The organism is Microbispora sp. ATCC PTA-5024 (genome assembly GCF_000511135.2).
Taxonomy (GTDB): domain Bacteria; phylum Actinomycetota; class Actinomycetes; order Streptosporangiales; family Streptosporangiaceae; genus Microbispora; species Microbispora corallina.
In genome coordinates, this window is the sequence record NZ_KI866523.1 from 1,069,481 (window position 1) to 1,091,259 (window position 21,779).

Below are 21,779 nucleotides of genomic sequence, written 5' to 3' on the forward strand. Positions count from 1 at the left end.
TTGACTACCCTGAAAGAGCCACGTAGGAAGGGCGGTGTCGCGTGGATCGCTGCGCGCTGTTCGTTGACGCCGGCTACGTGCTGGCGGACGGCGCAATGGCCGTACACGGCACCCGCCATCGCGAAGCCGTCGCCTGGGACTACCCCGGCCTGCTGCAGCTCCTGACGAACCTGTCGCGGGAGCGTACGGGCCTGCCGCTGCTGCGGTGCTACTGGTACGAGGCGACCGTCGAGGGCCGCCGCACCCCCGAGCACGACGTGCTGGCCGACATCCCCGGGCTCAAGCTCCGCCTGGCCCGCATCCGGCCCGGCCGCCGCGAGGGCGTCGACGCGCAGGTGCACCGCGACCTGATGACGCTGGCCCGCAACAACGCGGTGTGCGACGCGGTCGTGGTGAGCGGCGACGAGGACCTCGCCCAGGTGGTCTGCGACGCCCAGGACCTCGGCATTCGCGTGACGGTCGTGCAGATCGCCGGCGACGGCGCCTGGTCGTCCTCCCGGACGCTCCGGCAGGAGTGCGACGACCTCATCGAGATGGCCGGCGGCCACCTCCGGCCGTACGTGACGATGGTGACCACCCAGGACCACGGCCTGAGCATCGGGAACGGGCAGCACCATCAGCAGTCCGCGGGCAACGGCCAGTCGCGGTCGAACGGCGTGGTGCCGCTGGCCAACGGCTCGCACGGCGCCGGGCGCTCCTCGGCGGCCCACGCGCGCCCGACGCCCCCGGCCCTGCCCGCGCAGCCGTCCACGACGTCGTACTCGGCGTACGGGCAGGAGCCGTCGTCCGCGGCCCCGCCGCAGCCGGCCCCCCAGCCCCCTGCCCAGCCCGCTCCGCAGGCGCAGGCCCAGCCGCCGGTGGCTCCGCCGCCTCCGCCCGCCGTGTCGCCGCCCGCCGTGTCCCCGCCCGCCGTGCCCCCGGCCCCGCCCACCCAGCCGGCTCCCACGGCCTCCCCGTACTCGTCCTCGGGCACGGGGGCGTACACGCCGTCACAGCTCGGGCCGTACACCGGGCCGCAGCCGGCTCCTGTGCCGGTGCAGAATGCCGGCGGCACGACCACGCTGGCCGAAGCGGTTAAGGCCGCGCACAAGGAGGGTCACGACTTCGGCGACTCGGTGGCCAGGGACGCCCCGGCGCTGTGGCTGGAGGCCGTGCTCGCCCGTAAGCCCCGCATGCCCTCCGACCTGGAGGCCCGCCTCCTCCAGGGTTCGTCGCTGCCGATCGACTTCCTGCTGCACGACGAGGTCCGCCACGCCCTCCGCCGCGGCTTCTGGGACGCCCTCGAACGCGCGCGGCGCTGAGCTGGACGTCAGCCCCTGAGTCGGGCGGCTTCTGGGGGCAGTGGCTACTGGAGGGCGTCGAAGCCGGCGCGGAGGTGGGTGACGCGCTCCGCGAGGTCGGCGACCGCGCCGTTCATGGTGGTGTCGCCTGACTTGTCGGCCAGTTCGCGGACCCGCCGCAGTTCGTCCTCGACCGCGACGACGCGCCGGGACAGCTCGGCCAGGACGGACGTCTGGTCGGCGCCGGCGCCGCCGGGCAGTTCGGTGGACAGGCGCTCGCGCAGCAGCGCGGCCTGCTCGGTGAGCCGCCGGTTCATCGTGTAGAGCTCGACGAACACCGCGACCTTGGCCCGCAGGACCCACGGATCGAAGGGCTTGGTCAGGTAGTCGACCGCGCCGGCGGCGTACCCGCGAAAGGCGTAGTCGGGCGCGCTGTCCACCACGGTCAGGAAGATGATCGGGATGTTGCGGGTCCGCTCGCGCCGTTTGATGTGCGCGGCCGTCTCGAACCCGTCCATGCCCGGCATGCGGACGTCGAGCAGGATGAGCGCGAAATCGGTCGACAGGAGTGCCTTCAGGGCCTCCTCACCGGACCTGGCCCGCATGGGGATCACGTCGAGCGAGCTGAGGATCGCCTCGAGCGCGATGAGATTCTCCTCCCGGTCGTCGACCAGCAGGACCCTGGCGCGGTCAGGCATCGATCACGCCTCCTCGTGGATGTCTCGGTGGTCGACGGGCGGTGCGGGCCGCGGCCGGTCGGCGCCGTTGCCCCGGCCGCGCAGGAGCCAGCCGCGCAGGCGCTCCAGCAGCCGGTCGACGTCGACGGGCTTGGGCACGTAGTCGGACGCCCCGGAGGCGATGCTCTTCTCCCGGTCGCCGCGCATGACCTTCGCGGTCAGCGCGATGATCGGCAGGTCGGCGAACTGCGGCATCATGCGGATGGCCGACGTCGTGGCCCAGCCGTCCATCTCGGGCATCATGATGTCCATGAGGACGAGCGCGACGTCCTCGTTGCGTTCGAGCTGCTCGATCCCCTCGCGGCCGTTCTCGGCGTACACGACGGTCGAGCCGTGCCGTTCGAGCACGCTCGTCAGCGCGAACACGTTCCGGATGTCGTCGTCCACGATAAGGATCTTCGCACCTGTCAGGGGGTCGTCGCCCTGCCAGTCGCGGCCGTCCACGATCGGCGCGACCGCCTGCGGTGACGGCAGGTCGGTCGGCAGCGGGATCTCCGGCAGGACGTCGCGGGTGTGCAGCTCGGGCACCTCGACCGGCCGGTTGTCGGTCTGCCCGCCCGGCGTGGTGGCGCCGCCGTCGGGTGAGGCGAGCGGCCCGACGTACGCCAGCGGCAGGAAGAGCGTGAACGTGCTGCCGAGGCCCGGTGCGCTGTCCACGTGGATCTCGCCGCCGAGGAGGCGGGCGATCTCCCGGCAGATCGACAGGCCGAGGCCGGTGCCACCGTACTTGCGGCTGGTGGTGCCGTCGGCCTGGCGGAACTGCTCGAAGATGATCTCGAGCTTGTCCGGCGCGATGCCGATGCCGGTGTCGATCACCTTGAAGGCGAGGATGTCGCTGGCCCCCTTGAGGGTGTCGTCGACGTACGCGATGTCGGCCGGCGCGTGGGTGACCTCCAGCCGGACCTCGCCCTTCGGGGTGAACTTGACCGCGTTGGACAGCAGGTTGCGCAGCACCTGCTGCAGGCGCTGTTCGTCGGTGCTCAGGCTGTTGGGAACGGAGGGGTCGACCTCGACCGTGAACGACAGGCCCTTGTCCTGCGCGAGGGGGGCGAAGGTCGCCTCCATGTAGTCGACCAGCGTGGGCAGCGACAGCTGCTGCGGGTGGATGTCCATCCGGCCCGCCTCGACCTTGGTCAGGTCGAGGATGTCGTTGATGAGCTGCAGCAGCGCCGAGCCAGCGTCGTGGATGGTGCGGGCGAACTCGACCTGCTGGGGGGTGAGGTTGCCCTCGGCGTTCTCCGTGAGCAGCTTGGCCAGCACGAGCAGGCTGTTCAGCGGCGTACGCAGCTCGTGGGACATGTTCGCGAGGAACTCGGACTTGTAGCGCGAGGACACGGCGAGCTGCTCGGCGCGCTCCTCCAACGTCCGCCGTGCCTGCTCGATCTGGAAGTTCTGGATCTCGATGGCGCGGTTCTGCTTGGCCAGCAGGGCCGCCTTGTCCTCCAGCTCCGCGTTCGACCTGCGCAGCTCCTCCTGCTGGCGCTGGAGCTCGTCCGAGCGCTCCTGCAGCTCAAGGGCGAGCCGCTGCGACTCCTTGAGCAGGTCCTCCGTACGGGAGTTGGCCATGATCGTGTTGATCGTGACGCCGATGGTCTCGACGAGCTGGGTGAGGAACGCCAGGTGGGCCTCGCCGAACTCGGTGAACGTCGCCATCTCCAGGACGCCGAGCACCTTGTTCTCAAAGAGGATCGGCAGGACGACGATCTGCGCGGGCCGCGACCGGCTGAGGCCGGTCTCGATGACGATCGACTCGGGCGGCACGTTCTGCAGGATGGTCTGCTTGGCCTCCAGGGCCGCCTGCCCGATGATGCCCTCGCCCATGGCGAAGCTCTGCCGGGGGGACGACCCGGGCTGGATGCCGTACCCGGCGATGAGTTCGAGCCGGTCGTCGGTGACGAGGTAGCAGGCGCCGTGGCTGGCGGTCACGAGCGGGGTGAGCTCGCTCATTATCAGCCGCGAGACCTCCATGAGGTCGCGGTGGCCCTGCATGAGCCGGGAGATCCGCGCGAGGTTGGACTTGAGCCAGTCCTGCTCCTCGTTGGCCTTGGTGGTCTCGCGCAGCGTGGCGACCATCGTGTTGATGGTGTCCTTGAGCTGGGCGAGCTCGCCGGGAGCCGCCACGGTGATCGAGCGGGTGAGGTCGCCCCGGGCGACGGCGCTGGTCACCTCGGCGATCGCGCGCACCTGCGTGGTGAGGTTGCCGGCCAGCTCGTTCACGCTCTCGGTGAGGCGCTTCCAGGTGCCCTCGACGCCCTCGACGCGGGCCTGGCCGCCGAGCTGTCCCTCCGAGCCGACCTCCCGGGCGACGCGGGTCACCTCCGAGGCGAAGGACGACAGCTGGTCGACCATCTTGTTCATCGTGCTCTTGAGCTCGAGGATCTCGCCCTGGGCGTCGACGTCGATCTTGCGGGTCAGGTCGCCGTTGGCGACGGCGGTGGTGACCTGGGCGATGTTGCGCACCTGGTAGGTCAGGTTGTTCGCCATCGAGTTGACGTTGTCGGTGAGGTCCTTCCACACGCCCGACACACCCTGGACGCGGGCCTGGCCGCCCAGCCGTCCCTCGGTGCCGACCTCGCGGGCGACGCGGGTCACCTCGTCGGCGAAGGCGGACAGTTGGTCCACCATCGTGTTCATCGTGTCCTTGAGCTCCAGGATCTCGCCCTGGGCGTCCACGGTGATCTTCCTGGAGAGGTTGCCCTGGGCGACCGCGGTGGACACGGCGGCGATCTGCCGGACCTGGGAGGTCAGGTTGTTCGCCATGAAGTTGACGTTGTCGGTGAGGTCTTTCCAGATGCCGGACACCCCGCGGACCTGGGCCTGGCCGCCCAGCCGTCCCTCGGTGCCGACCTCGCGGGCGACGCGGGTCACCTCCGAGGCGAAGGACGACAGCTGGTCGACCATGGTGTTCATGGTGCTCTTGAGCTCGAGGATCTCGCCCTGGGCGTCGACGTCGATCTTGCGGGTCAGGTCGCCGTTGGCGACGGCGGTGGTGACCTGGGCGATGTTGCGCACCTGGTAGGTGAGGTTGTTCGTCATCGAGTTGACGTTGTCGGTGAGGTCCTTCCAGACCCCGGAGACGCCCTTCACCTCGGCGCGCCCGCCGAGGCGGCCCTCGGTGCCGACCTCGCGGGCGACACGCGTCACCTCGGCCGCGAACGCGGACAGCTGGTCCACCATGGTGTTGAGGGTGTCCTTGAGCTCCAGGATCTCGCCCTGGGCGTCCACGGTGATCTTCTTGGAGAGGTTGCCCTGGGCGACCGCGGTGGACACGGCGGCGATCTGGCGCACCTGGGAGGTGAGGTTGTTGGCCATGAAGTTGACGTTGTCGGTGAGGTCCTTCCAGACCCCCGACACGCCGCGGACCTGGGCCTGGCCGCCCAGCTTGCCCTCGGTGCCGACCTCGCGGGCCACCCGGGTGACCTCCTCGGCGAACGCCGAGAGCTGGTCGACCATCGTGTTGACCGTGTTCTTCAGCTCCAGCATCTCGCCGACGGCGTCGACGGTGACCTTGCGGCTGAGGTCGCCGCGGGCCACGGCCGTCGTCACTTCGGCGATGTCGCGCACCTGCGCCGACACCCGGCCCGACATCGTGTTCACGGCCTCGGTGAGGTCGCGCCAGCTGCCCGACATCCCGCGCAGGTTGGCCCGTCCGCCGAGACGGCCCTCGGTGCCGACCTCGCGGGCCACCCGCGTGACCTCCGCCGCGAAGGCGGACAGCTGCTCGACCATGCCGTTCACGGCCTTGCCCAGGCGGCGCACCTCGCCGCGGGCGCCGCGGTCGAGGTCGATCCTGCGGGACAGGTCGCCCTTCGCGACCGCGTCGATGACGTCCGCGGCGCCGGTGACGGGCGACACCAGCGCGTCGATCAGGTCGTTGACGGAGCCGACGCTCTCGGCCCAGGCGCCCACACCGGGGCCCGGGCTGAGCCGCTCGTCGAAGCGGCCCTCCTTGACGATCTCGCGGCGCACCCGGCCCAGCTCGTTGGCCAGGTGCTCGCGGCGGTCGGCCACCTCGTTGAGAAGGAGGCGGATCTCACTCAGGATGCCGGGCGGGGCGTGGGAGACCCGACGCCGGAAGTCGCCGTCACGCCACGTGATGAGCGTTTCCAGGAAGGGAACCAAGTCGGACTCGGTGTACACCCGTTCCGTCCCGGCCAGCTCGACGTTGGCGGGCGACATGTAGCCTCCTTTACCCCATCGGGGGTTACGCGACCAAGGCGAACGGCACTTCAGCCGCGGACTCCATGCCAGTCTGTCACGTTCCGTGGGGTGAGGGGTGCCTTGATTGACCCAGTGTCAGTCGGAAGTGTGGTAAGCACAATGACAGTGGCAACTACCCCTCGCGCCGTCCTGGCGGCGTCTTTCACGCCGGGCGAGACGGCCGTACCCGAAGCGAGGCGGTTCACGCGTGAAGTGATGACCGCGTGGGCCGCCATGTCCGTGTGCGACGATGCCGAACGGCTGACCGCCGACCTGGTCGGGCGGGTGTCCGGAGAGCCGTTCGAGGTGGTCTGGATCCACAACGGCGAGTCCGTCCAGCTGGAGATCCGGGAGAAGGCCGACGACGCCGCGGGCGACCGGCCGGGGGAGGCCGCGGGCTGGGGGGTGACCTTCACCACGTCGCTGCGCACCCGCTGGGCCAGGATCGACCTGCCGGGCCGCGAGCCGGTGCAGAGCGACGAGTGGCTGATCGAGGCGGCCAACGGTCCCGGCTGGCTCGGGTTCCTCGCCGACGCCAGCGACCTGCTGGCCGGCACCCTCGACCCGGAGATGGTGCCGGCGATCATCGCCCAGATCGTGGTGCCGCGGCTGGCGAGCTGGTGCGCCGTCTACACCGCCCAGAACGACTACGGCCCGGTGCGCCCGGCGTACCTCTGGCACGCGGACGAGACGCAGATCGACGGGCTGCGCGAGGAGCTCGACGAGGTCCAGATCCCCTCCGAGGACGGCATCGCGGTGCTGCACATCGGCGAGTGGCAGTCGCTGGCGTTCCCGCTGACCGCCCGGGGGCGGCGGCTCGGCCTCATGTGCCTCGGCCGCCGCGACCGCTTCCCTGACGAGGCCATCCAGATCGCCGAGGACCTCGGCAGGCGGGCCGCGTTCGCGCTCGACAACGCCCGCCTGTACGCCCAGCAGGCGGCGGCCAACCGGGCCCTGCAGCGCAGCCTGCTCCCGCCGGACGAGCCGACGACCCCCGGCCTCGACTTCCATGTGATCTACGAGCCCGCCGGAGAGACCAACGAGGTCGGCGGCGACTTCTACGACCTGTTCCCGGTGGGCGAGGGGGTCTGGCGCTTCGCCATCGGCGACGTCTGCGGCACCGGGCCGGAGGCGGCCGCGGTCACCGGCCTCGCCCGGCACACGCTGCGGCTGCTCGGACGGGAGGGCTACGGCGTCGCGGCCGTCGTGTCCCGGCTCAACCAGGCCATCCTGGAGGAGGGCGAGCGCGCCCGCTTCCTGACCCTGCTGCACGGCGAGATCCGCCGGGTCGACGACGGGCTCGACATCCGCCTGGTGTCGGCCGGGCACCCCGAGGCGCTGCGGCTGCGGCCCAGCGGCGTGGTGGACGGCGTCGCCACGCCGCAGTCGCTGCTCGGCGTCTTCCCCGAGGTGCACTTCGAGGAGGACGACGTCCACCTCGGCCCCGGCGACGTGCTGCTGGGCGTGACCGACGGGGTGACCGAGCGGCGGTCGGGCTCCCGGCTGCTCGACGACGACGGCGGCCTGGCCAAACTGCTGGCCGAGTGCGCCGACCTGTCGGCGCGGGCGGTGGCCGAGCGGATCCGGCGGGCCGTCCAGGACTTCGCGATCGAGCCCAGCGCCGACGACCTCGCGATCCTCGTCCTGCGCGCCCCCTGACGGCGCCGCGGCCCGCCCGGGCGCACCGCGTCAGGTTCGGGCGGCCAGGGCCCGGACGGCGAAGTCGATGGAGGCCGACATCTGCCGGATGCGCTCCTCGACCACGAGGGTCCCGTGGCCGGCGTCGTACCGGTATACCGACGCCTCATGGCCGTGGTCGGCCAGGGCCTCCAGGTAGCGCTCGATCTGCCGGATCGGGCAGCGGGGGTCGTTCTCGCCCGCGAGGATCAGCAGCGGCGACTGCACCATGTCCGCGTAGGTGATCGGCGACGACGCGGCGTACCGCTCGGGCGCCTCGGACGGCGTGCCGCCCAGCAGCGCCCGGTGCGCGGCCCGCAACCCCTCGGCCTCGTCCTCGTACGCCGCCGCGTGGTCGGCGATCGGGACGGCCGCGATCCCGGCCGCCCACGTCTTCGGCTGCGTGCCGAGCGCGAGCAGGGTCAGGTAGCCGCCCCACGACGACCCGCTCAGCACGAGCCGGGCGGGGTCGGCGATCCCCCGCTCCACGGCCCACTCCCGTACGGCGGACACGTCGGCCAGTTCGACGTGTCCCACCTCTCCCCGGAGGGCGTCCCGCCAGGCCGAGCCGTACCCGGTCGAGCCGCGGTAGTTGACCCGGACGACCGCGAAGCCGCAGTCGACCCAGGCCGCCACGTGCGGCTGGAAGGAGTCGTCGTCCTGCCCGGCCGGGCCGCCGTGCAGCAGGAACACGGTCGGGTACGGCGAGGCCACCCGCTCCGGACGGGAGACAAGCGCGTGCACCCGGCCGCCGGGGCCCTCCACGTCGACGTCCTCGAGCGGCACGGACGGCGGCGGCGTCCGGCCCGGGCTGAGGACGACGTGCCCGCTGCTCGACCGGATCACGGGCGGGTGGGCGGCGCTCGACCAGGAGTACTCCACGGTGCCATCGGGCCGGGGCGTGGCGGCGTCGATCACGCCGTGCGGGCTCTCGATCGGGGTGAGTGCGCCGCCCGGGAGGTCGTACCTGAGCAGGTCGGTGCGGCCGCGGTGGTTGTGGACGATGAGCAGGGCCCGGCCGTCGCCGTACCAGTCGGCGTCGATCTCCCCGGGCACCGGCAGCCAGATCTCGCGCTGCTCGCCGGTCACCGGATCCCACACCAGCGGTTCGCGACGGCCCCGGCGCTCGTGCAGGACGAGCAGCCGCCGGTCGCCGGGGACGGGGGCGAAGCGGGCGCCGGCCACGCCCCTGCCCGGCCCGTCGTACAGCTCGCCGACCGTGTCGCCGTCGGCGCGCAGGACCCGGAGGGCGGGGTGCAGGGCGTCGCCGTGCTCGCTGTGCACGACGGCGACGAGCGACCCGTCGAGGGAGAGGTCGGCGACCGCGGCGTACTCGTCGTGCCGGTAGATCGTCACCGGCTCGGCGTCGGGGCGGGTCAGCAGGATCTCGAAGCCGGCGCGGCTCGAGCGGCCGACGGCGGCCGTGCCGTTGTTGGCCAGGCCGAGCCCGCACGGGTGGCCGGGCGGCATCGGCGCCGGCACGTCCTCCCCGCCCTGGAACGGCTGGCGCATCCACACGCCCATCTCGTCGCCGTCGGTGTCGGCGAACCACCAGATCCACCGGCCGGTCGGGTCGATCGCGCCGCGCGAGGTGCCCTCGGGACGGTCGGTCACCTGACGGGTCTGCCCGGTGGAGCGGTCCCACGCGTAGATCTCCCAGGCCCCGGAGGCGTTGCCGCGGTAGACGGCGCGCTGCGGCGCCAGCCGCGCCCACGCAGGCAGGGTGACCCGGGGAGCGCGGAACCTGGCCTGCCAGCGTTCCTCGGCCTTCATGCGCCCTCCCCTGGTCCCGTCGGGGTCGCCGTTAAGTATGTCCCGTTAGTTGGGACATTGGCCGACATTTAGGGGATTTTCCTGGCGCCGCGTCACCTGTGTGCCCGCCACGTGCCGATACGGAAGGACGCGGTCACCCGTACCGGATCGGGCAGTTCGGCGATGAGGGCGGCGACCTCGGCGGGCCGGGTGTGCCAGGCGCTCGGGCCCATGCCGACGACCGCCTCCGCGGCCTTGTGGTCGAGGTCGAGGGCGATCTCCACGTCTTCCCGTCCGGCGGGGGCGAAGTCCTCGCCCAGGGTGTCCTCCAGCCGGCGCTCCTTGTCCTCGTCCACCCGCAGCAGCCCGAGCCGTTCCACGATCGGGCTCAGGTGGCCGGGCGCGGGCGTCACGACGACGAGCAGGCCGTCCGGGCGCAGGATCCGGGCGAACTCGGGCGCGTTGCGCGGCGCGAAGACGTTGAGGAGCACGTCGGCCGCGCCGTCCCTGACGGGCAGGGCCCGCCACACGTCGGCGACCACCGCCCCCACCCGGGGATGGGACCTGGCCGCCCGCTTCAGCGCGTGCTTGGACACGTCGAGGGCGATGCCCACGGCCCCCTCGCCGAGGGCCCCCGCCAGGTAGTGGCCCGTCCCGGCTCCGGCGTCCGCCACGACCCCCGCCCCCGCGCACAGCTCCCTCAGCCGTACGGCGAGGGGGCGGTAGTGCCCGGCCTCCAGGAACGCGGCGCGGGAGGCGACCATCGCGGGTGTGTCGGCCGTGCCCGGGATCGCCGAACCCGTGAGCATGTTGACGTAGCCCTGCCGCGCGACGTCGAAGGCGTGCCCGTGAGCGCAGCGGGCCGATCCGGCGTCGAGGCGGAGGCCCGCCCCGCAGACCGGGCAGATCAGGTGGTCGATGACGTCGCCGAGCATCCGTCCATCATCTCCCGGCCGCCCGGAGTGGACGTCAAGCGGACTGCAGGAGGACGGCAAGCGGCCGGGCGTCTCATGGACACAGAAGGAAGTTCCGAAGGGGGAGATCGAGATGACCCGCACCCACCGCCACTGCCCGCGCTGCCGCACCGAGCTGGACGAGGGTCCCATCCTCTACCGCTGCGCCCGCTGCGAGCGCGCCGTCTACGCCGCCGATCTCGACCTCGACTACGTGCCCGCCGGATCCGTCGTTCACTAATGTGGGGCGATGCCGCATGAGCCGAGAGTCGTCGCGGGTGTCGAGATAGTTCCCCTCTGTGATGCCGTGGGCCCTATGGGGGCGCACATCCGCAGGCCGCTGCCGGAGCTGTTCCCCGGCGCCTCGTTCGAGGAGGGCGCCGAGTGGGTCCTCCACTTCCACTGCTACCTGCTGCGGGCCGCCGGCCGTACGGTCCTGGTGGACACCGGGATCGGGGGCGCGGACTCGCCGGCCGCGAGCTGGGCGCCCGTCCCCGGTCGCCTGCTCGGCGAGCTGGCCGCCGCCGGCCACGACCCGGCGGACGTCGACGCGGTCGTCCTGACCCACCTCCACAGCGACCACGCGAGCGGCTGTGTCTCGGACGGCGCGCCGGTCTTCCCCGCCGCCCGCTACGTCGTCCAGCGGGCGGAGCTCGACTGGGTGCGGGGTCCGATGCGCGAGCAGGTCGTGGTCCCCCTGCGGGACCGGCTCCAGATCGTGGACGGCGACGCCGGCCTGTTCCCGGGCGTGCGGCTCCTGCACACCCCCGGTCACACCCCGGGCCACCAGTGCGTCGAGGTCGGCGACGTGGTGATGAGCGGCGACGTCGTCCTCCACCCCGTCCAGCTCGCCGACCCCACGGTCCGCTACCTGTACGACGAGGACCCCGAGGAGGCCGTCCGCACCCGGACCGCCCTCGTCTCCCGGGCCCGCGTCCTCGCCCCCGGCCACTTCCCCACGCCCTTCGTCGGTGACTCTCCGGAGTAGGTTGGGATCGGAAAGTGATCGCGTTTAACCTTTACTGGTGGTGGCGATAGTAAAGCTCATGGAGGACGCGGAAGCGCCGCAGCGCAAGGGGCCGGTGAGGATCTCCCGGAAGAACCAGATCACGCTGCCGGTTGCTCTGCTGCGCAAGATCGGTCTCCGCCCTGGGGACGTCGTCGACATCGCAGACGAGGACGGCCGCATCGTCATCAGTCGTCATCGAAGCCGATTCGAGGGAGTGGTCGGCACCGTCCCCGGGTTCACCGACGCGGTCGACGTGGAGAGCAGCCGGGACAGCTGGCAATGAGGCCTGCCGTGGTGATGCTGGACACGAACGCCGTGGCCGGTCTGCTCGACCCGGATGATGCGCTGAACAGGTGCACGACCGAGGCGGTGATGGCCTGGGAGGATCGGGGAGCGTCCTTCGCGGTCTCCCTCATCACCTGGAGCGAGTTGAGGGTCGGCGCGATCCGGCGAGGCCAGGCCGCCGAGGACGCGCTGCGGGGATTCCGCGTGGCCGTGATCGACGAGATTCTCGTCCTGTCCGAGTCCATAGCGGAGGTCGCCGCTCGGATCCGAGCCGAAGATCTTTCGGTGCGGGTCCCCGACGCCTTGATCCTCGCGACGGCACATGAGTTGGGCGTCGCGACCCTTCTCACGGCCGACAGGAAGATCGCCAAGATCTCACCCGAGCTCGTGCAGCTCATCCGTCCCCATTAGGCGCCCACGATCCGGGCCGGCCGACCGGGCGTGGTGTCCGCGTCCGCCGCTCACGCCAGGGAGGGGTAGTCGGTGTAGCCGCGGTGGTCGCCGCCGTAGAAGGTGGCGGGGTCGGGAGTGTTGAACGGGCCGCCGGCGGCCAGCCGGGCCGGCAGGTCGGGGTTCGCGAGGAACAACGCGCCGAAGGACACCAGGTCGGCGGTGCCGTCCTCGATCAGGTTCAGGTGCTCGGGGCCCGTCGCGGCGCTCGGGGTGGACGGGTTCAGCATCAGCGCGCCGCGCCACCGCCGGCGCAGGCGCAGCGTCAGATCCCGGTACGGGCCCTCGAAGATGTGCAGGTAGGCGAGGCCGAGCGGGTTGAGCTCGGTCACCAGGGCCTCGTATGTGTCGTGGGCGTCGTCTTCGACCATGTCGTTGTTGGGCACCCCGGGCGAGATCCGCAGCCCGACCCGGTGCGCGCCGATCTCGTCGGCGACGGCCCGGGCGACGGCCAGCGGGAACCGGATCCTTCCCTCCACGTCGCCGCCCCAGTGGTCGGTGCGCCGGTTGGTGCCGGTGGCCAGGAACTGGTGGAGGAGGTAGCCGTTCGCGCCGTGGAGCTCGACCCCGTCGAACCCCGCGTCCATCGCCAGCCGCGCCGACCGCGCGAAGTCGGCGACGGTGGCCCGGATGCCGTCTTCGTCCAGCGCGATCGGGTCGGCGCTGGCCTGCATGCCGTCCCCGGTGAAGACCTTGACGTCCGCGGGGAGCGCGGAAGGGGCGACGTGCCGCACGCCGTCGGGCAGGAAGGCGGCGTGCCCGATCCGGCCGGTGTGCATGAGCTGCACGAAGATCCTGCCGCCCCTGGCGTGCACGGCCTCGGTGACCTGGCGCCAGCCCGCGACCTGGCCTTCGTGGTGGAGGCCGGGGGTGTTCAGGTAGCCCTGGCCCGCGACGGAGGGCTGGGTGCCCTCGGTGACGATCAGGCCGGCGCCGGCCCGCTGCGCGTAGTACTCCGCCATGAGCGGCGTCGGGATCCGGTCGACCGCGCGGCTGCGGGTCATCGGCGACATGACGATGCGGTTGGGCAACCTGAGTCCGGCCAGGTCGAACGGGTCGAAGGCGGTGGTCATCTGCACTCCTCGCACGATCTCGACTATCAAGTCGAAGGCAACTATCGAAAGGAAAGGCTAGGCAGATAACCTATCGTTGCGCAAGTCACTATCCAGAAGTAAGGTGCTGTCGTGGCTGGCTATGAACCGGACTTCTGTCCCCGGTATCACCACTCGATCGAGCTGATCGGCAAGCGGTGGACCGGCGTCATCCTGCGCGAGCTGCTCCGGGGCGCGAACCGCTTCTCGCAGTTGTCGCACGCCATCCCCGACATCACGGACAAGCTGCTGGCCGAACGGCTCAAGGAGCTGGAAGCCGAAGGTCTCGTGGAGCGGCGGATCTACCCGGAGACCCCGGTACGGATCGAGTACGTGCTCACGGAACAGGGCCGCGACCTGGAGGGCGTCGTCCGGGAGGTGTCGCGGTGGGCCGAGTTCTGGCTGCCCCCGGTCGCGACCGGCTCGAAGGCCGGCGAACAGGCCGACGAGTAGGCCGGCGAACAGGCGGCATGGGTACGGCTCCGCGCACCCCCGTGACGCGGAGCCGTACGAGCGGAGGAAGGGTCAGCCGACGAGGGCCGGGACGCGCTCCTCGGGCACCTCCTCGTTGTCGTCCCCGTGGGACAGGACGGGCAGCCAGCCGAGCCAGCGGGGCAGGTACCAGTTCCAGTCGCCGAGCAGCTTCATCGTCGCGGGCAGCAGCACGGCCCTGACGATCGTGGCGTCGATGAGGATGGCGGCGGCCAGGCCGACGCCCATCTCCATGAACGTCAGCAGCGACAGCGTGGCGAACGTGGCGAAGACGGCGACCATGATGAGCGCCGCGCTCGTCACCACGGCGGCCGTGCTGGTGATCCCGTACGACACCGCGTCCTCGGTCCGCATCCCCCGGTCGTACGCCTCCCTGATGCGGCTGAGGATGAACACGTGGTAGTCCATCGACAGGCCGAAAAGGATCACGAACAGGAACAGCGGCACCCAGTTGGTGATCGTCCCGGTCGAGTGGAAGCCCAGCAGGCTCTCGCCGTACCCCTTCTGGAAGACCAGCACCAGCACGCCGTAGGCGGCCGCGACGGACAGCAGGTTGAGCAAGATGGCCTTGACCGCGACGACCAGCGAGCGGAACGAGACGAGCAGCAGCACGAACGCGAGCAGCAGCACGAACCCGAACACCAGCGGCAGGCGCCCCCCGAGCTGGTCGTTGAAGTCCATCGAGCCGGCCGTGTTGCCGGTGACGTGGGCGCCGGGCAGCGTGGCGGGGATGACCTGCTCGCGCAGCGTGCGCACGGCGTGCTCGGACGCGGCGTCGGTGCCGTTGCCCTTGATGCCGATGCTGATCCTGGCCACGGTCTTGTCGGGGTTGACCTGGACGTCGAACGGCTCGTTCGCCTCGCCGGTCGCCATCGCGCGGCGTTTGAAGTCCTCGATCTTGGCCGTGACGGCCGGGGTGGTGACGTCGGCGGCCTTGATCACGACCACCGCGGGCTCGTTGCCGCCGGGGAAGGCGTGGTCGATGCGCTTGAAGGTCTGGGCGATGGCGTAGTCGCCCTGCAGGTCGTCGATCGTCTGGCCGCCGGTGCTCAGGCCGGTGGCGGGGATCGCCAGGGCGACGAGCACGCCGCCCGCGAGCAGCACCGACACCACCGGGTGGCGCAGGACCGGCCGCATCACGGCGCTCCACATCCGGCTCTGGCCGCCGCGCACCCCCAGGATCCGGCGCCAGCCGACGCGGCCGCGGGTGGCGAAGCGGACCGTGCCCTGGATGAGGCGGGCGTCGATCTTGCCGCCGATCAGCGACAGCAGCGCGGGCAGCACGGTCAGCGAGCCGACCATGGCCGTCAGCACGACGAGGATGGTGCCCTCGGCGAAGCCCATGAAGATGCCGTTGCCGGTGAGGAACATGCCGGCCATCGCCACGATGACCGTGATGCCGGAGATGAGCACCGCCCTGCCGGAGGTGGCCGCCGCGATCTCGATGGCCCGCCGCTTGTCGCGGCCCTTCGCCCGCTCCTCCCGCTCGCGCATGATGTAGAAGAGCGAGTAGTCGACCCCCACCGCGAGGCCGATGAGCAGCATCACGTTGCCGGTCGCCGAGTCCACATGGAGGAGGTGGCTGGTCAGCGCGAGCAGGCCGGTGGCCGAGAAGATGGCCGTCATCGCCAGGGCGACCGGGACCACCGCGGCCAGCAGCGCCCCGAACGCCGCGAGCAGGATGCCGAGGGTGATCGGGAGCGACAACTGCTCGGCGCGGACGAAGTCCTTGTCGATCGCCTCGCCGATCAGCTTCTGCGAGCTCGCCGCGCCCGCCTGCTCGACGCGCAGGTCCGGATGGGCCCGCTGCACCCCGGCCACCGCGTCGAGCACCGGTTGCACCCGGTCCTCCGCCGTCGCGCCGTCACCCTTCATGTCGAACTGCACGAGCGTCGTGCGCCGGTCGGCCGTCACGGGCGACGGCCGCTGGTCGTAAGGCGTGCGCACGTGCTCCACCTGCCCGGTGGCCTCGATCGCGCTCTTCACGTCCATGACGGCCCGGCGGAACTCCGGATCCCCGACGGTCGCCGTGCCCGTCCGGGTCTGCACCAAGACGACCTCGCCGGCGACGTTCTTGTAGCCCGCCTCGTCGATGATCTGTTGCGCCTGGCGGGAGTCCCCGTTGGCGCTCTCGTAGTCCTTCATCTCGGCCGTGCCCACGGCGTTCCCGGCGAAGGTCGCCGCGGCCACGAAAGCGATCCAGATGAGCAGGGCCCACCATCGGTGGCGAGCGCTCCAGCCGCCGACAGAGGCGGCGAGGTTCTTGCGGCGTCCCATGAAAGTCTCCCTTTACGACTGCCTCAACCGTAGGAATCGATCAGGGCCGGGACATCGGGCGAGCAGACCAATTCGGAGGTAGTGCCAGGGGCGTACGGCTCTCGTCCTCGAGGTCTAGGGGACATCCCCCACTCGTCTCTGCGGGAGACCCCTACTACCCTCGTGACCATGCGTTCGTCCCGTACGGCGGCCCTGTCGTGATCCCCGCAGACGTCTTCTACGCCGGCCTGCACAAGGTGGCGGCGGCCGCGGGAGGGTTCATCACCGACCCGTCCGGCCGGGTGCTGCTGGTCAAGCCCAACTACCGCGACCACTGGGGCTGGCCGGGCGGACACGTCGACGAGGGCGAGTCGCCCGAGGCGGCCTGCGGCCGGGAGGTGCTGGAGGAGCTGGGGCTCACCGCGGAGGTCGGGCGGCTGCTCGTCCTCCAATGGGTGCCGCCGCTGGACGACCGGCCCGTCCCGCTGGTCCACTTCCTGTTCGACTGCGGCACGATCGTGGACGGCACCAGCGTGGTGCTCCAGGCCGAGGAACTGGACGGGTACGGCTTCTTCACGATCGAGGAGGCGGCCGCCCTCCTGCCGCCGTACCTGCTGGCGCGGCTCTCGGCGGCCCGGGACGCCCGGGAGGCGGACGCCACGGTCTACCTCGGCTCCGCCTGGTAGAGCCGGAATGGACCCCCGGGCGGGGATGTTGACGCCGGCATGAGCGATCATCCCGTCACCGAGCTCCGCCTGGTCGTGACCGCCGACGACTACGAGGAGGCCCTGCGGTTCTACCGCGACGTCCTGGGCCTGTCCGAGCGCGCCGCCTTCTCCGGACCCGACGGGAGGGTGACGATCCTCGACGCCGGGAGGGCGACGCTGGAGATCGCCGACCCCGCCCACGCCGCGTTCGTCGACCAGGTCGAGGTGGGCCGGCGGGTCGCGGGACACGTCCGGGTGGCGTTCGAGGTGCCCGACAGCGCCGAGGCGACCCGGCGGCTGGCCGGCGCCGGGGCCGAGGTGGTCGCCGAGCCCACCCGCACGCCCTGGAACTCGCTGAACGCCCGTCTGGAGGGGCCGGCCGGGCTCCAGCTCACGCTCTTCTCCGATCTCGAATAGATCGCCTCCGTCGTGGAATGGGGGAAGGGACGACAGTGACGGAACAGGACGGTGTGGAGATGGACGAGTCCGAGCTCAGAGACGAGCTCAACGAGGTGGACGGCCAGATCGCGCGGCTGCGCCAGGAGGCGGCGCAGATGCGGGAGGAGATCGGCCAGAGCTGGGACGCCCCCACGGACCTGGCCGAACGGTCCACCCTGCTCACGAACGTGGAGCAGCAGGAGGCGCTGATCGACGACCTGGAGGTCAGGCGCCGCCAGATCTTGGACCGCCTCGGGTCGGCCTGAGGAGGCCGATGAAGGTAAAACCCCATTCGGTCCGGCAAAACGGACAAATGTACCCTGGTAGCCGGGGTTGCGCCGGGGGTGGCGTAGCGGGGACACGGGGGCGGCGTGAGGTGTCATGACCGCACTGGCGGCGAATGTGTTCGGGCGGGGGCCGAGCGGACTGCCCGCGGAGGTGACCAGTTTCGTCGGGCGCCGTCATGAGCTGGCCGAGGTCAAACGGCTGCTGACGGGCTCGCACGTGGTCACCCTCACGGGCGTGGGCGGGGTCGGCAAGTCCCGGCTCGCCCTGCGGGTGGCCATGGACGTCCGGCGCGCGTTCCCCGGCGGGGTGTGGCTGGTCGAGCTCGCCGAGCTGGAGAACCCCGAACTGCTCACCCAGGCCGTCGCCGAGGCCCTCGACCTCGAGGACTACTCGCCCCGGCCGCGCACCGAGGTGCTGCTGGAGCGCCTGGCCGGCCGCAGCGCGCTGATCGTGCTCGACAACTGCGAGCACCTGCTCACGCCCTGCGCCGTCCTGGTCGACACGTTCGTCCGCGCCCTGCCCGACCTGCGGATCCTCGCCACGAGCAGGCAGCCGCTGGGCATCGCGAGCGAGCAGACGGTGGACGTCGCGCCGCTGCCGTTTCCCGCGGCCGAGGGCGACCCGATCCCGACCGACGCCCTGAGCGACTGCGACGCCGTACGGCTGTTCGCGGAGCGGGCCACGGCGGTCCTGCCGGACTTCGCGCTGACCGACGCCAACCGCGAGGCCGTGACGGCGATCTGCCGCCGGCTGGACGGGCTGCCGCTGGCCATCGAACTGGCCGCCGTACGGCTGCGGGCGCTGTCGGTCGACCAGGTGCTCGAACGGCTCGACGACAGGTTCCGGCTGCTGACGGCCGGGTCGCGGGCGGCCCTGCCCCGCCAGCGCACGCTCCGGGCGCTCATCGGCTGGAGCTACGACCTGTGCACCGAGCAGGAGCGGCTGATGTGGCAGCGGGCCTCGGTGTTCAGCGGCGGCCTGGACCTGGAGGCCGCCGAGGACGTCTGCTCGGGCGACGGCATCGCCCGCCACGACGTGCTCGACCTGGTCACCGGGCTGGTGGAGAAGTCGGTCCTGGTACGCGAGGAGCAGCAGGGGACCGTGCGCTACCGGCTGCTCGACACGATCCGCCACTACGGCAGGGAACGGCTCGCGGCCTCGGGGCAGGAGGCCGCCCTCCAGCGGCGGCACCGCGACCACTTCCGCCGGATCGCGGCCGCGGCCCACGCCGATCGGTTCGGGCCGGAGCAGGCCGGCTGCCTGAGCCGCCTCCAGCGCGAGAACGCCAACCTCCGGATGGCGCTGGAGTGGTCGTACGGCGAGCCGGACGAGGTGGAGACCGGCCTCGACATGGCCTGCGACCTGCTCTACCACTGGATCACCGGCCGGCACATCAGCGAGGGGCGGCGCTGGATCGACCGCGGCCTCGCCGTCCACGTCGACCCGAGCCCGACCCGGGCCCGCGCCCTCTGGTCCGACGCGTGGCTGGCGATCCTCCAGGACGACCCGGGCCCGGCCGGCTACGTGCTGGAGGAGGGCCGGCACCTGGCCGAGCGGCTGGGGCTGGAGCGGGATCTCGCGTACGTCAACCTGTTCTCCGCGCAGCTCGCGATGCGGCAGGGCGACCCGGAGACGGCGATCAAGCTGTACGAGGAGGCGGCGGCGGCCCACCGCGCCCACGCCGACCCGGTGGGCCTGGTGCTCACGCTGGTCCGGCTGTCCATGGCGAGGTCCTTCCGTGGCGACGCCGAGGCGGCGGTGGGCCTGGCGGAGGAGGCGCTCGCCGTGTGCGAGTCCCACCAGGAGGACTGGCACCGGGCGTACGCGCTGATGGCCCTCGGCATCGAGCTGCGCCGCCAGGGCGACCTTCGCCGGGCCGCGGAGCTGGAGAAGGACAGCCTGCGGATCAACCGTTCGGTCAACGACCTCTTCGGGACCGGCGTGAACCTGGAGGTCCTGGCCTGGATCGCGGCCGACGAGCGGCGGTTCCAGCGGGCCGCCCGGCTGCTCGGCGTCCTGGACACCGTCTGGCGGGCGGTCGGCTCGGCGCTGTCCGGCTTCGGGCACCTCGTCCGCTATCACGACGAGTGCCAGGCCCGGGCGGCCGAGGTCCTCGGGGAGCAGGCCTTCCGCGCGGCGGTCAAGCGGGGGACCCGGCTCCCCTACGACGAGGCGATCCAGTACGCCCTGCAGGAGGAGCCGCCGGAGGCCGAGGCGGAGGGGCCCGCTCCGGCGAAGGGGGGACGGCTGCCGCCGCTCACCCGCCGGGAGACGGAGATCGCCGAGCTCGTGGCGCGCGGGCTGAGCAACAAGGACATCGCGAGCGCTCTGGTGATCTCACAGCGGACGGCCGAGGGGCACATCGAGCACATCCTCGACAAGCTGGGCTTCAAGTCCCGGACGCAGATCGCCACCTGGCTGGGCGAGCGCACCCGCCGCGACGCCTCCTGACGAGGCCGGTGCGGCGGTCGGCCGCCGGGTGCGGGGGCCGGGAGACGAGCGGGACGCCGTCGCCGGGAGCTGACGGGCCGGCCGCCGGGAGCTGACGTGCGGCAGGCCGCCGGGTTCGCGGGCCCGGGGCGGCGGTCGCGTCAGGCGGCGTGGACCTGACGGCCGGGAAGCTCGAACCAGACGACCTTGCCCTCGGACGTCCGCGTGCCTCCCCAGCAGCGGGCGAGCTGGTCGAGCAGCCACAGCCCCCGGCCGCCCTCCTCGTCCTCGCGCGCCTCACGGAGGCGGGGCATGCCGGCCGCGCCGTCGGCGACCTCGACGCGCAGCACGTCCTCGGTCACGGACAGGGTCAGCTGGACCGGGCCCTTGCCGTGCTGCAAAGAGTTGGTGACCAGCTCGCTGACGAGCAGCTCGGCCACGTCGGCCTGCTCCGCCAGGCCCCAGTCGTCCAGCCGCGCACGGGTGAGGTGGCGGGCGGTGGCGGCCGCGCTGCCGCTGGCCGGCAGCTTCCAGGTCGCCATGCGGGCGTGCGGGTCCTCGGCCAAGTTCACCACGATCTCCCCGAGCCTGCGCCTGGCCGTTCGCCACCGCTCACGCACACCGGCGTACGGGTCGCGGGGCGCGCCCTCGGCGGCCTGGGACGGCCACCGCAGAGCCGTGCCGAGAGGAAAGGTGAGGGCGCTCATGCCGCACACCCCAGGTGCTCCCGGCGCGGATAGTCGTAGTGGGCGGGGACGCTCCGCCCGTCGGGCAGCAGCTCGCCGTTGTCCTCGAACAGCACGATGCCGTTGCAGAGAAGGCCCCATCCCTGCTCGGGGTGGAAGGCGACCAGGCAGGCCGCCTCACGATCGGGGGCGTCTGCCGGCGGGCACTGAGGCTGGTGCTGGCACATATTGGTTCCCCTTGGTGCTTGTCCGGATGTTGTGGGCCTTTCTTGGCGATGGTTTCAGCATGCCCGACGACCTCTGGATGGAAGACGGGGAAAACCCCCGTATGTGTACCCATTCCGCCCTACGTAGGTAGTGCGTAGACCAGGACTGCCGCGTGGAGGTAGATCCTTTGGATCGATTGAGGACAGATTGCCCGTCAATATGGGCTTGATTCACTATTTGACATGAAGTTCACCCTGTGGTCGGCTGCTTCCTTCGACGATCTCGGATCGAGGGTACGGATCGGGGAGAGCCAGTCATGCCGCGTCCCACAGGTATCCCACGTCTCCTCAGGAACGGCGTGGCGGCGGTCCTCGCGGTCTCCTCGCTCACCGCGTGGAGCGCCGTCGAGCCTGCTCCGGCCCGTGCCACGGCATACCCGGCCTTTGCCGTGTCCCTTCCCGTCGCCGGCGGGGCCGACTCCACCGGCGGGGCCGACTCCACCGGCGGGGCCGACTCCACCGGCGTGACCGACCCCGTGCCGGCCCTTCCCTCCCGTACGGGAGAGCGGGTGGCGGTGCCGCGTGAGCCGTCGCTCGCCGCGCGGCCGGTGGAGGAGCGGGCGGTCGGCCCGGAGCCGCCCTCCATCACCGTTCCCGCCGGTCCGGCGTTCATGGACGGCGTCACGGCCGAGGTCCGGGCCCGCCTGTCGGCCGCCGGCCTGCCGTCGCGCGGCGGCGCGGCACCCCGGCCCGAGGCTCTGCTGCCCGCCACGGGCGCGGCGGGCCGTCTCGGCGTCTGCCGCAGCTGGTCGCGGGTGAGCTTGCCCACCTTGTCCTTGTGC

At 71.7% G+C, this 21,779-nt stretch carries 20 protein-coding genes; 12 read left to right on the forward strand and 8 right to left on the reverse strand.

The window, feature by feature from the left end; all coding sequences use genetic code 11:
- The first annotated feature begins 41 nt into the window (after positions 1-41).
- Positions 42-1,301 (forward strand): NYN domain-containing protein, encoded by a 1,260-nt coding sequence (locus tag MPTA5024_RS17550; RefSeq protein WP_036325144.1) that lies wholly within the window; start codon positions 42-44, stop codon positions 1,299-1,301.
- Between the two features lie 44 nt (positions 1,302-1,345).
- On the opposite strand, the gene MPTA5024_RS17555 is transcribed toward MPTA5024_RS17550, so the two are convergent.
- Both MPTA5024_RS17555 and MPTA5024_RS17560 read right to left on the reverse strand, forming a co-directional pair.
- Complete coding sequence (locus MPTA5024_RS17555) at positions 1,346-1,978, reverse strand: response regulator (RefSeq protein WP_036325145.1); 633 nt, start codon at positions 1,976-1,978, stop codon at positions 1,346-1,348.
- A gap of 3 nt (positions 1,979-1,981) precedes the next feature.
- Positions 1,982-6,196, reverse strand: a complete 4,215-nt coding sequence (locus MPTA5024_RS17560) for a HAMP domain-containing protein (RefSeq protein ID WP_051458286.1) — start codon at positions 6,194-6,196, stop codon at positions 1,982-1,984.
- Between the two features lie 237 nt (positions 6,197-6,433).
- Here MPTA5024_RS17560 and MPTA5024_RS17565 point away from each other — a divergent pair, with 237 nt between their 5' ends.
- On the forward strand, positions 6,434-7,876 hold the full coding sequence (locus tag MPTA5024_RS17565) for a PP2C family protein-serine/threonine phosphatase (RefSeq protein ID WP_232326513.1): 1,443 nt from the start codon (positions 6,434-6,436) through the stop codon (positions 7,874-7,876).
- A gap of 30 nt (positions 7,877-7,906) precedes the next feature.
- Here MPTA5024_RS17565 and MPTA5024_RS17570 read toward each other — a convergent pair whose 3' ends face one another.
- Together MPTA5024_RS17570 and MPTA5024_RS17575 are read right to left on the reverse strand one after the other, a co-directional pair.
- The gene (locus tag MPTA5024_RS17570) at positions 7,907-9,667 is read right to left on the reverse strand and encodes a S9 family peptidase (protein ID WP_036325147.1); all 1,761 of its coding nucleotides are present in this window, start codon (positions 9,665-9,667) and stop codon (positions 7,907-7,909) included.
- A 92-nt stretch (positions 9,668-9,759) separates the two neighbouring features.
- On the reverse strand, positions 9,760-10,581 hold the full coding sequence (locus MPTA5024_RS17575; protein ID WP_036325148.1) for a putative RNA methyltransferase: 822 nt from the start codon (positions 10,579-10,581) through the stop codon (positions 9,760-9,762).
- A 112-nt stretch (positions 10,582-10,693) separates the two neighbouring features.
- On the opposite strand from MPTA5024_RS17575, the gene MPTA5024_RS42275 reads away from it, so the two are divergent.
- The 4 genes from MPTA5024_RS42275 to MPTA5024_RS17590 all read left to right on the forward strand — a co-directional run bounded on the left by MPTA5024_RS42275 (position 10,694) and on the right by MPTA5024_RS17590 (position 12,304).
- Positions 10,694-10,840 carry a hypothetical protein gene (locus MPTA5024_RS42275; RefSeq protein WP_198167203.1) on the forward strand — a complete coding sequence of 49 codons (147 nt, stop codon included), beginning with the start codon at positions 10,694-10,696 and terminating at the stop codon, positions 10,838-10,840.
- A gap of 75 nt (positions 10,841-10,915) precedes the next feature.
- The gene (locus MPTA5024_RS17580) at positions 10,916-11,587 is read left to right on the forward strand and encodes an MBL fold metallo-hydrolase (protein ID WP_036325149.1); all 672 of its coding nucleotides are present in this window, start codon (positions 10,916-10,918) and stop codon (positions 11,585-11,587) included.
- Positions 11,588-11,645: 58 nt separating this feature from the next.
- A complete protein-coding gene (locus MPTA5024_RS17585; RefSeq protein WP_157099518.1) occupies positions 11,646-11,891 on the forward strand; it encodes an AbrB/MazE/SpoVT family DNA-binding domain-containing protein in 246 nt (81 codons plus the stop codon).
- A 14-nt stretch (positions 11,892-11,905) separates the two neighbouring features.
- Entirely contained in the window at positions 11,906-12,304 is a 399-nt protein-coding gene (locus tag MPTA5024_RS17590) for a type II toxin-antitoxin system VapC family toxin (protein ID WP_232326568.1), read from the forward strand.
- Between the two features lie 50 nt (positions 12,305-12,354).
- Here the strand turns inward: MPTA5024_RS17590 and MPTA5024_RS17595 are convergent, their stop codons facing one another.
- Complete coding sequence (locus MPTA5024_RS17595) at positions 12,355-13,416, reverse strand: alkene reductase (protein ID WP_036325152.1); 1,062 nt, start codon at positions 13,414-13,416, stop codon at positions 12,355-12,357.
- Between the two features lie 111 nt (positions 13,417-13,527).
- Here MPTA5024_RS17595 and MPTA5024_RS17600 point away from each other — a divergent pair, with 111 nt between their 5' ends.
- The gene (locus MPTA5024_RS17600; RefSeq protein WP_036325153.1) at positions 13,528-13,887 is read left to right on the forward strand and encodes a winged helix-turn-helix transcriptional regulator; all 360 of its coding nucleotides are present in this window, start codon (positions 13,528-13,530) and stop codon (positions 13,885-13,887) included.
- 72 nt (positions 13,888-13,959) lie between these two features.
- Here MPTA5024_RS17600 and MPTA5024_RS17605 read toward each other — a convergent pair whose 3' ends face one another.
- Positions 13,960-16,203 carry an MMPL family transporter gene (locus MPTA5024_RS17605; RefSeq protein ID WP_036325154.1) on the reverse strand — a complete coding sequence of 748 codons (2,244 nt, stop codon included), beginning with the start codon at positions 16,201-16,203 and terminating at the stop codon, positions 13,960-13,962.
- 197 nt (positions 16,204-16,400) lie between these two features.
- Here MPTA5024_RS17605 and MPTA5024_RS17610 point away from each other — a divergent pair, with 197 nt between their 5' ends.
- The 4 genes from MPTA5024_RS17610 (at position 16,401) to MPTA5024_RS17625 (ending at position 20,066) form a co-directional block, all read left to right on the forward strand.
- On the forward strand, positions 16,401-16,868 hold the full coding sequence (locus tag MPTA5024_RS17610) for an NUDIX domain-containing protein (protein WP_036325155.1): 468 nt from the start codon (positions 16,401-16,403) through the stop codon (positions 16,866-16,868).
- A gap of 39 nt (positions 16,869-16,907) precedes the next feature.
- Positions 16,908-17,306 carry a VOC family protein gene (locus MPTA5024_RS17615; RefSeq protein ID WP_036325156.1) on the forward strand — a complete coding sequence of 133 codons (399 nt, stop codon included), beginning with the start codon at positions 16,908-16,910 and terminating at the stop codon, positions 17,304-17,306.
- 35 nt (positions 17,307-17,341) lie between these two features.
- Positions 17,342-17,593: a hypothetical protein gene (locus tag MPTA5024_RS17620; protein WP_157099519.1), complete on the forward strand. Its 252-nt coding sequence runs from the start codon at positions 17,342-17,344 to the stop codon at positions 17,591-17,593.
- Between the two features lie 115 nt (positions 17,594-17,708).
- A complete protein-coding gene (locus MPTA5024_RS17625) occupies positions 17,709-20,066 on the forward strand; it encodes an ATP-binding protein (RefSeq protein ID WP_036325158.1) in 2,358 nt (785 codons plus the stop codon).
- Between the two features lie 140 nt (positions 20,067-20,206).
- On the opposite strand, the gene MPTA5024_RS17630 is transcribed toward MPTA5024_RS17625, so the two are convergent.
- Both MPTA5024_RS17630 and MPTA5024_RS17635 read right to left on the reverse strand, forming a co-directional pair.
- A complete protein-coding gene (locus MPTA5024_RS17630; RefSeq protein ID WP_036325159.1) occupies positions 20,207-20,752 on the reverse strand; it encodes an ATP-binding protein in 546 nt (181 codons plus the stop codon).
- Positions 20,749-20,958 (reverse strand): DUF5999 family protein, encoded by a 210-nt coding sequence (locus tag MPTA5024_RS17635; RefSeq protein ID WP_036325160.1) that lies wholly within the window; start codon positions 20,956-20,958, stop codon positions 20,749-20,751. Before MPTA5024_RS17635 ends, MPTA5024_RS17630 begins: the two co-directional genes overlap by 4 nt.
- A 338-nt stretch (positions 20,959-21,296) precedes the next feature.
- Here MPTA5024_RS17635 and MPTA5024_RS42280 point away from each other — a divergent pair.
- The coding region (locus MPTA5024_RS42280) for a hypothetical protein (RefSeq protein WP_036325161.1) at positions 21,297-21,779 on the forward strand (483 nt) is incomplete at its 3' end.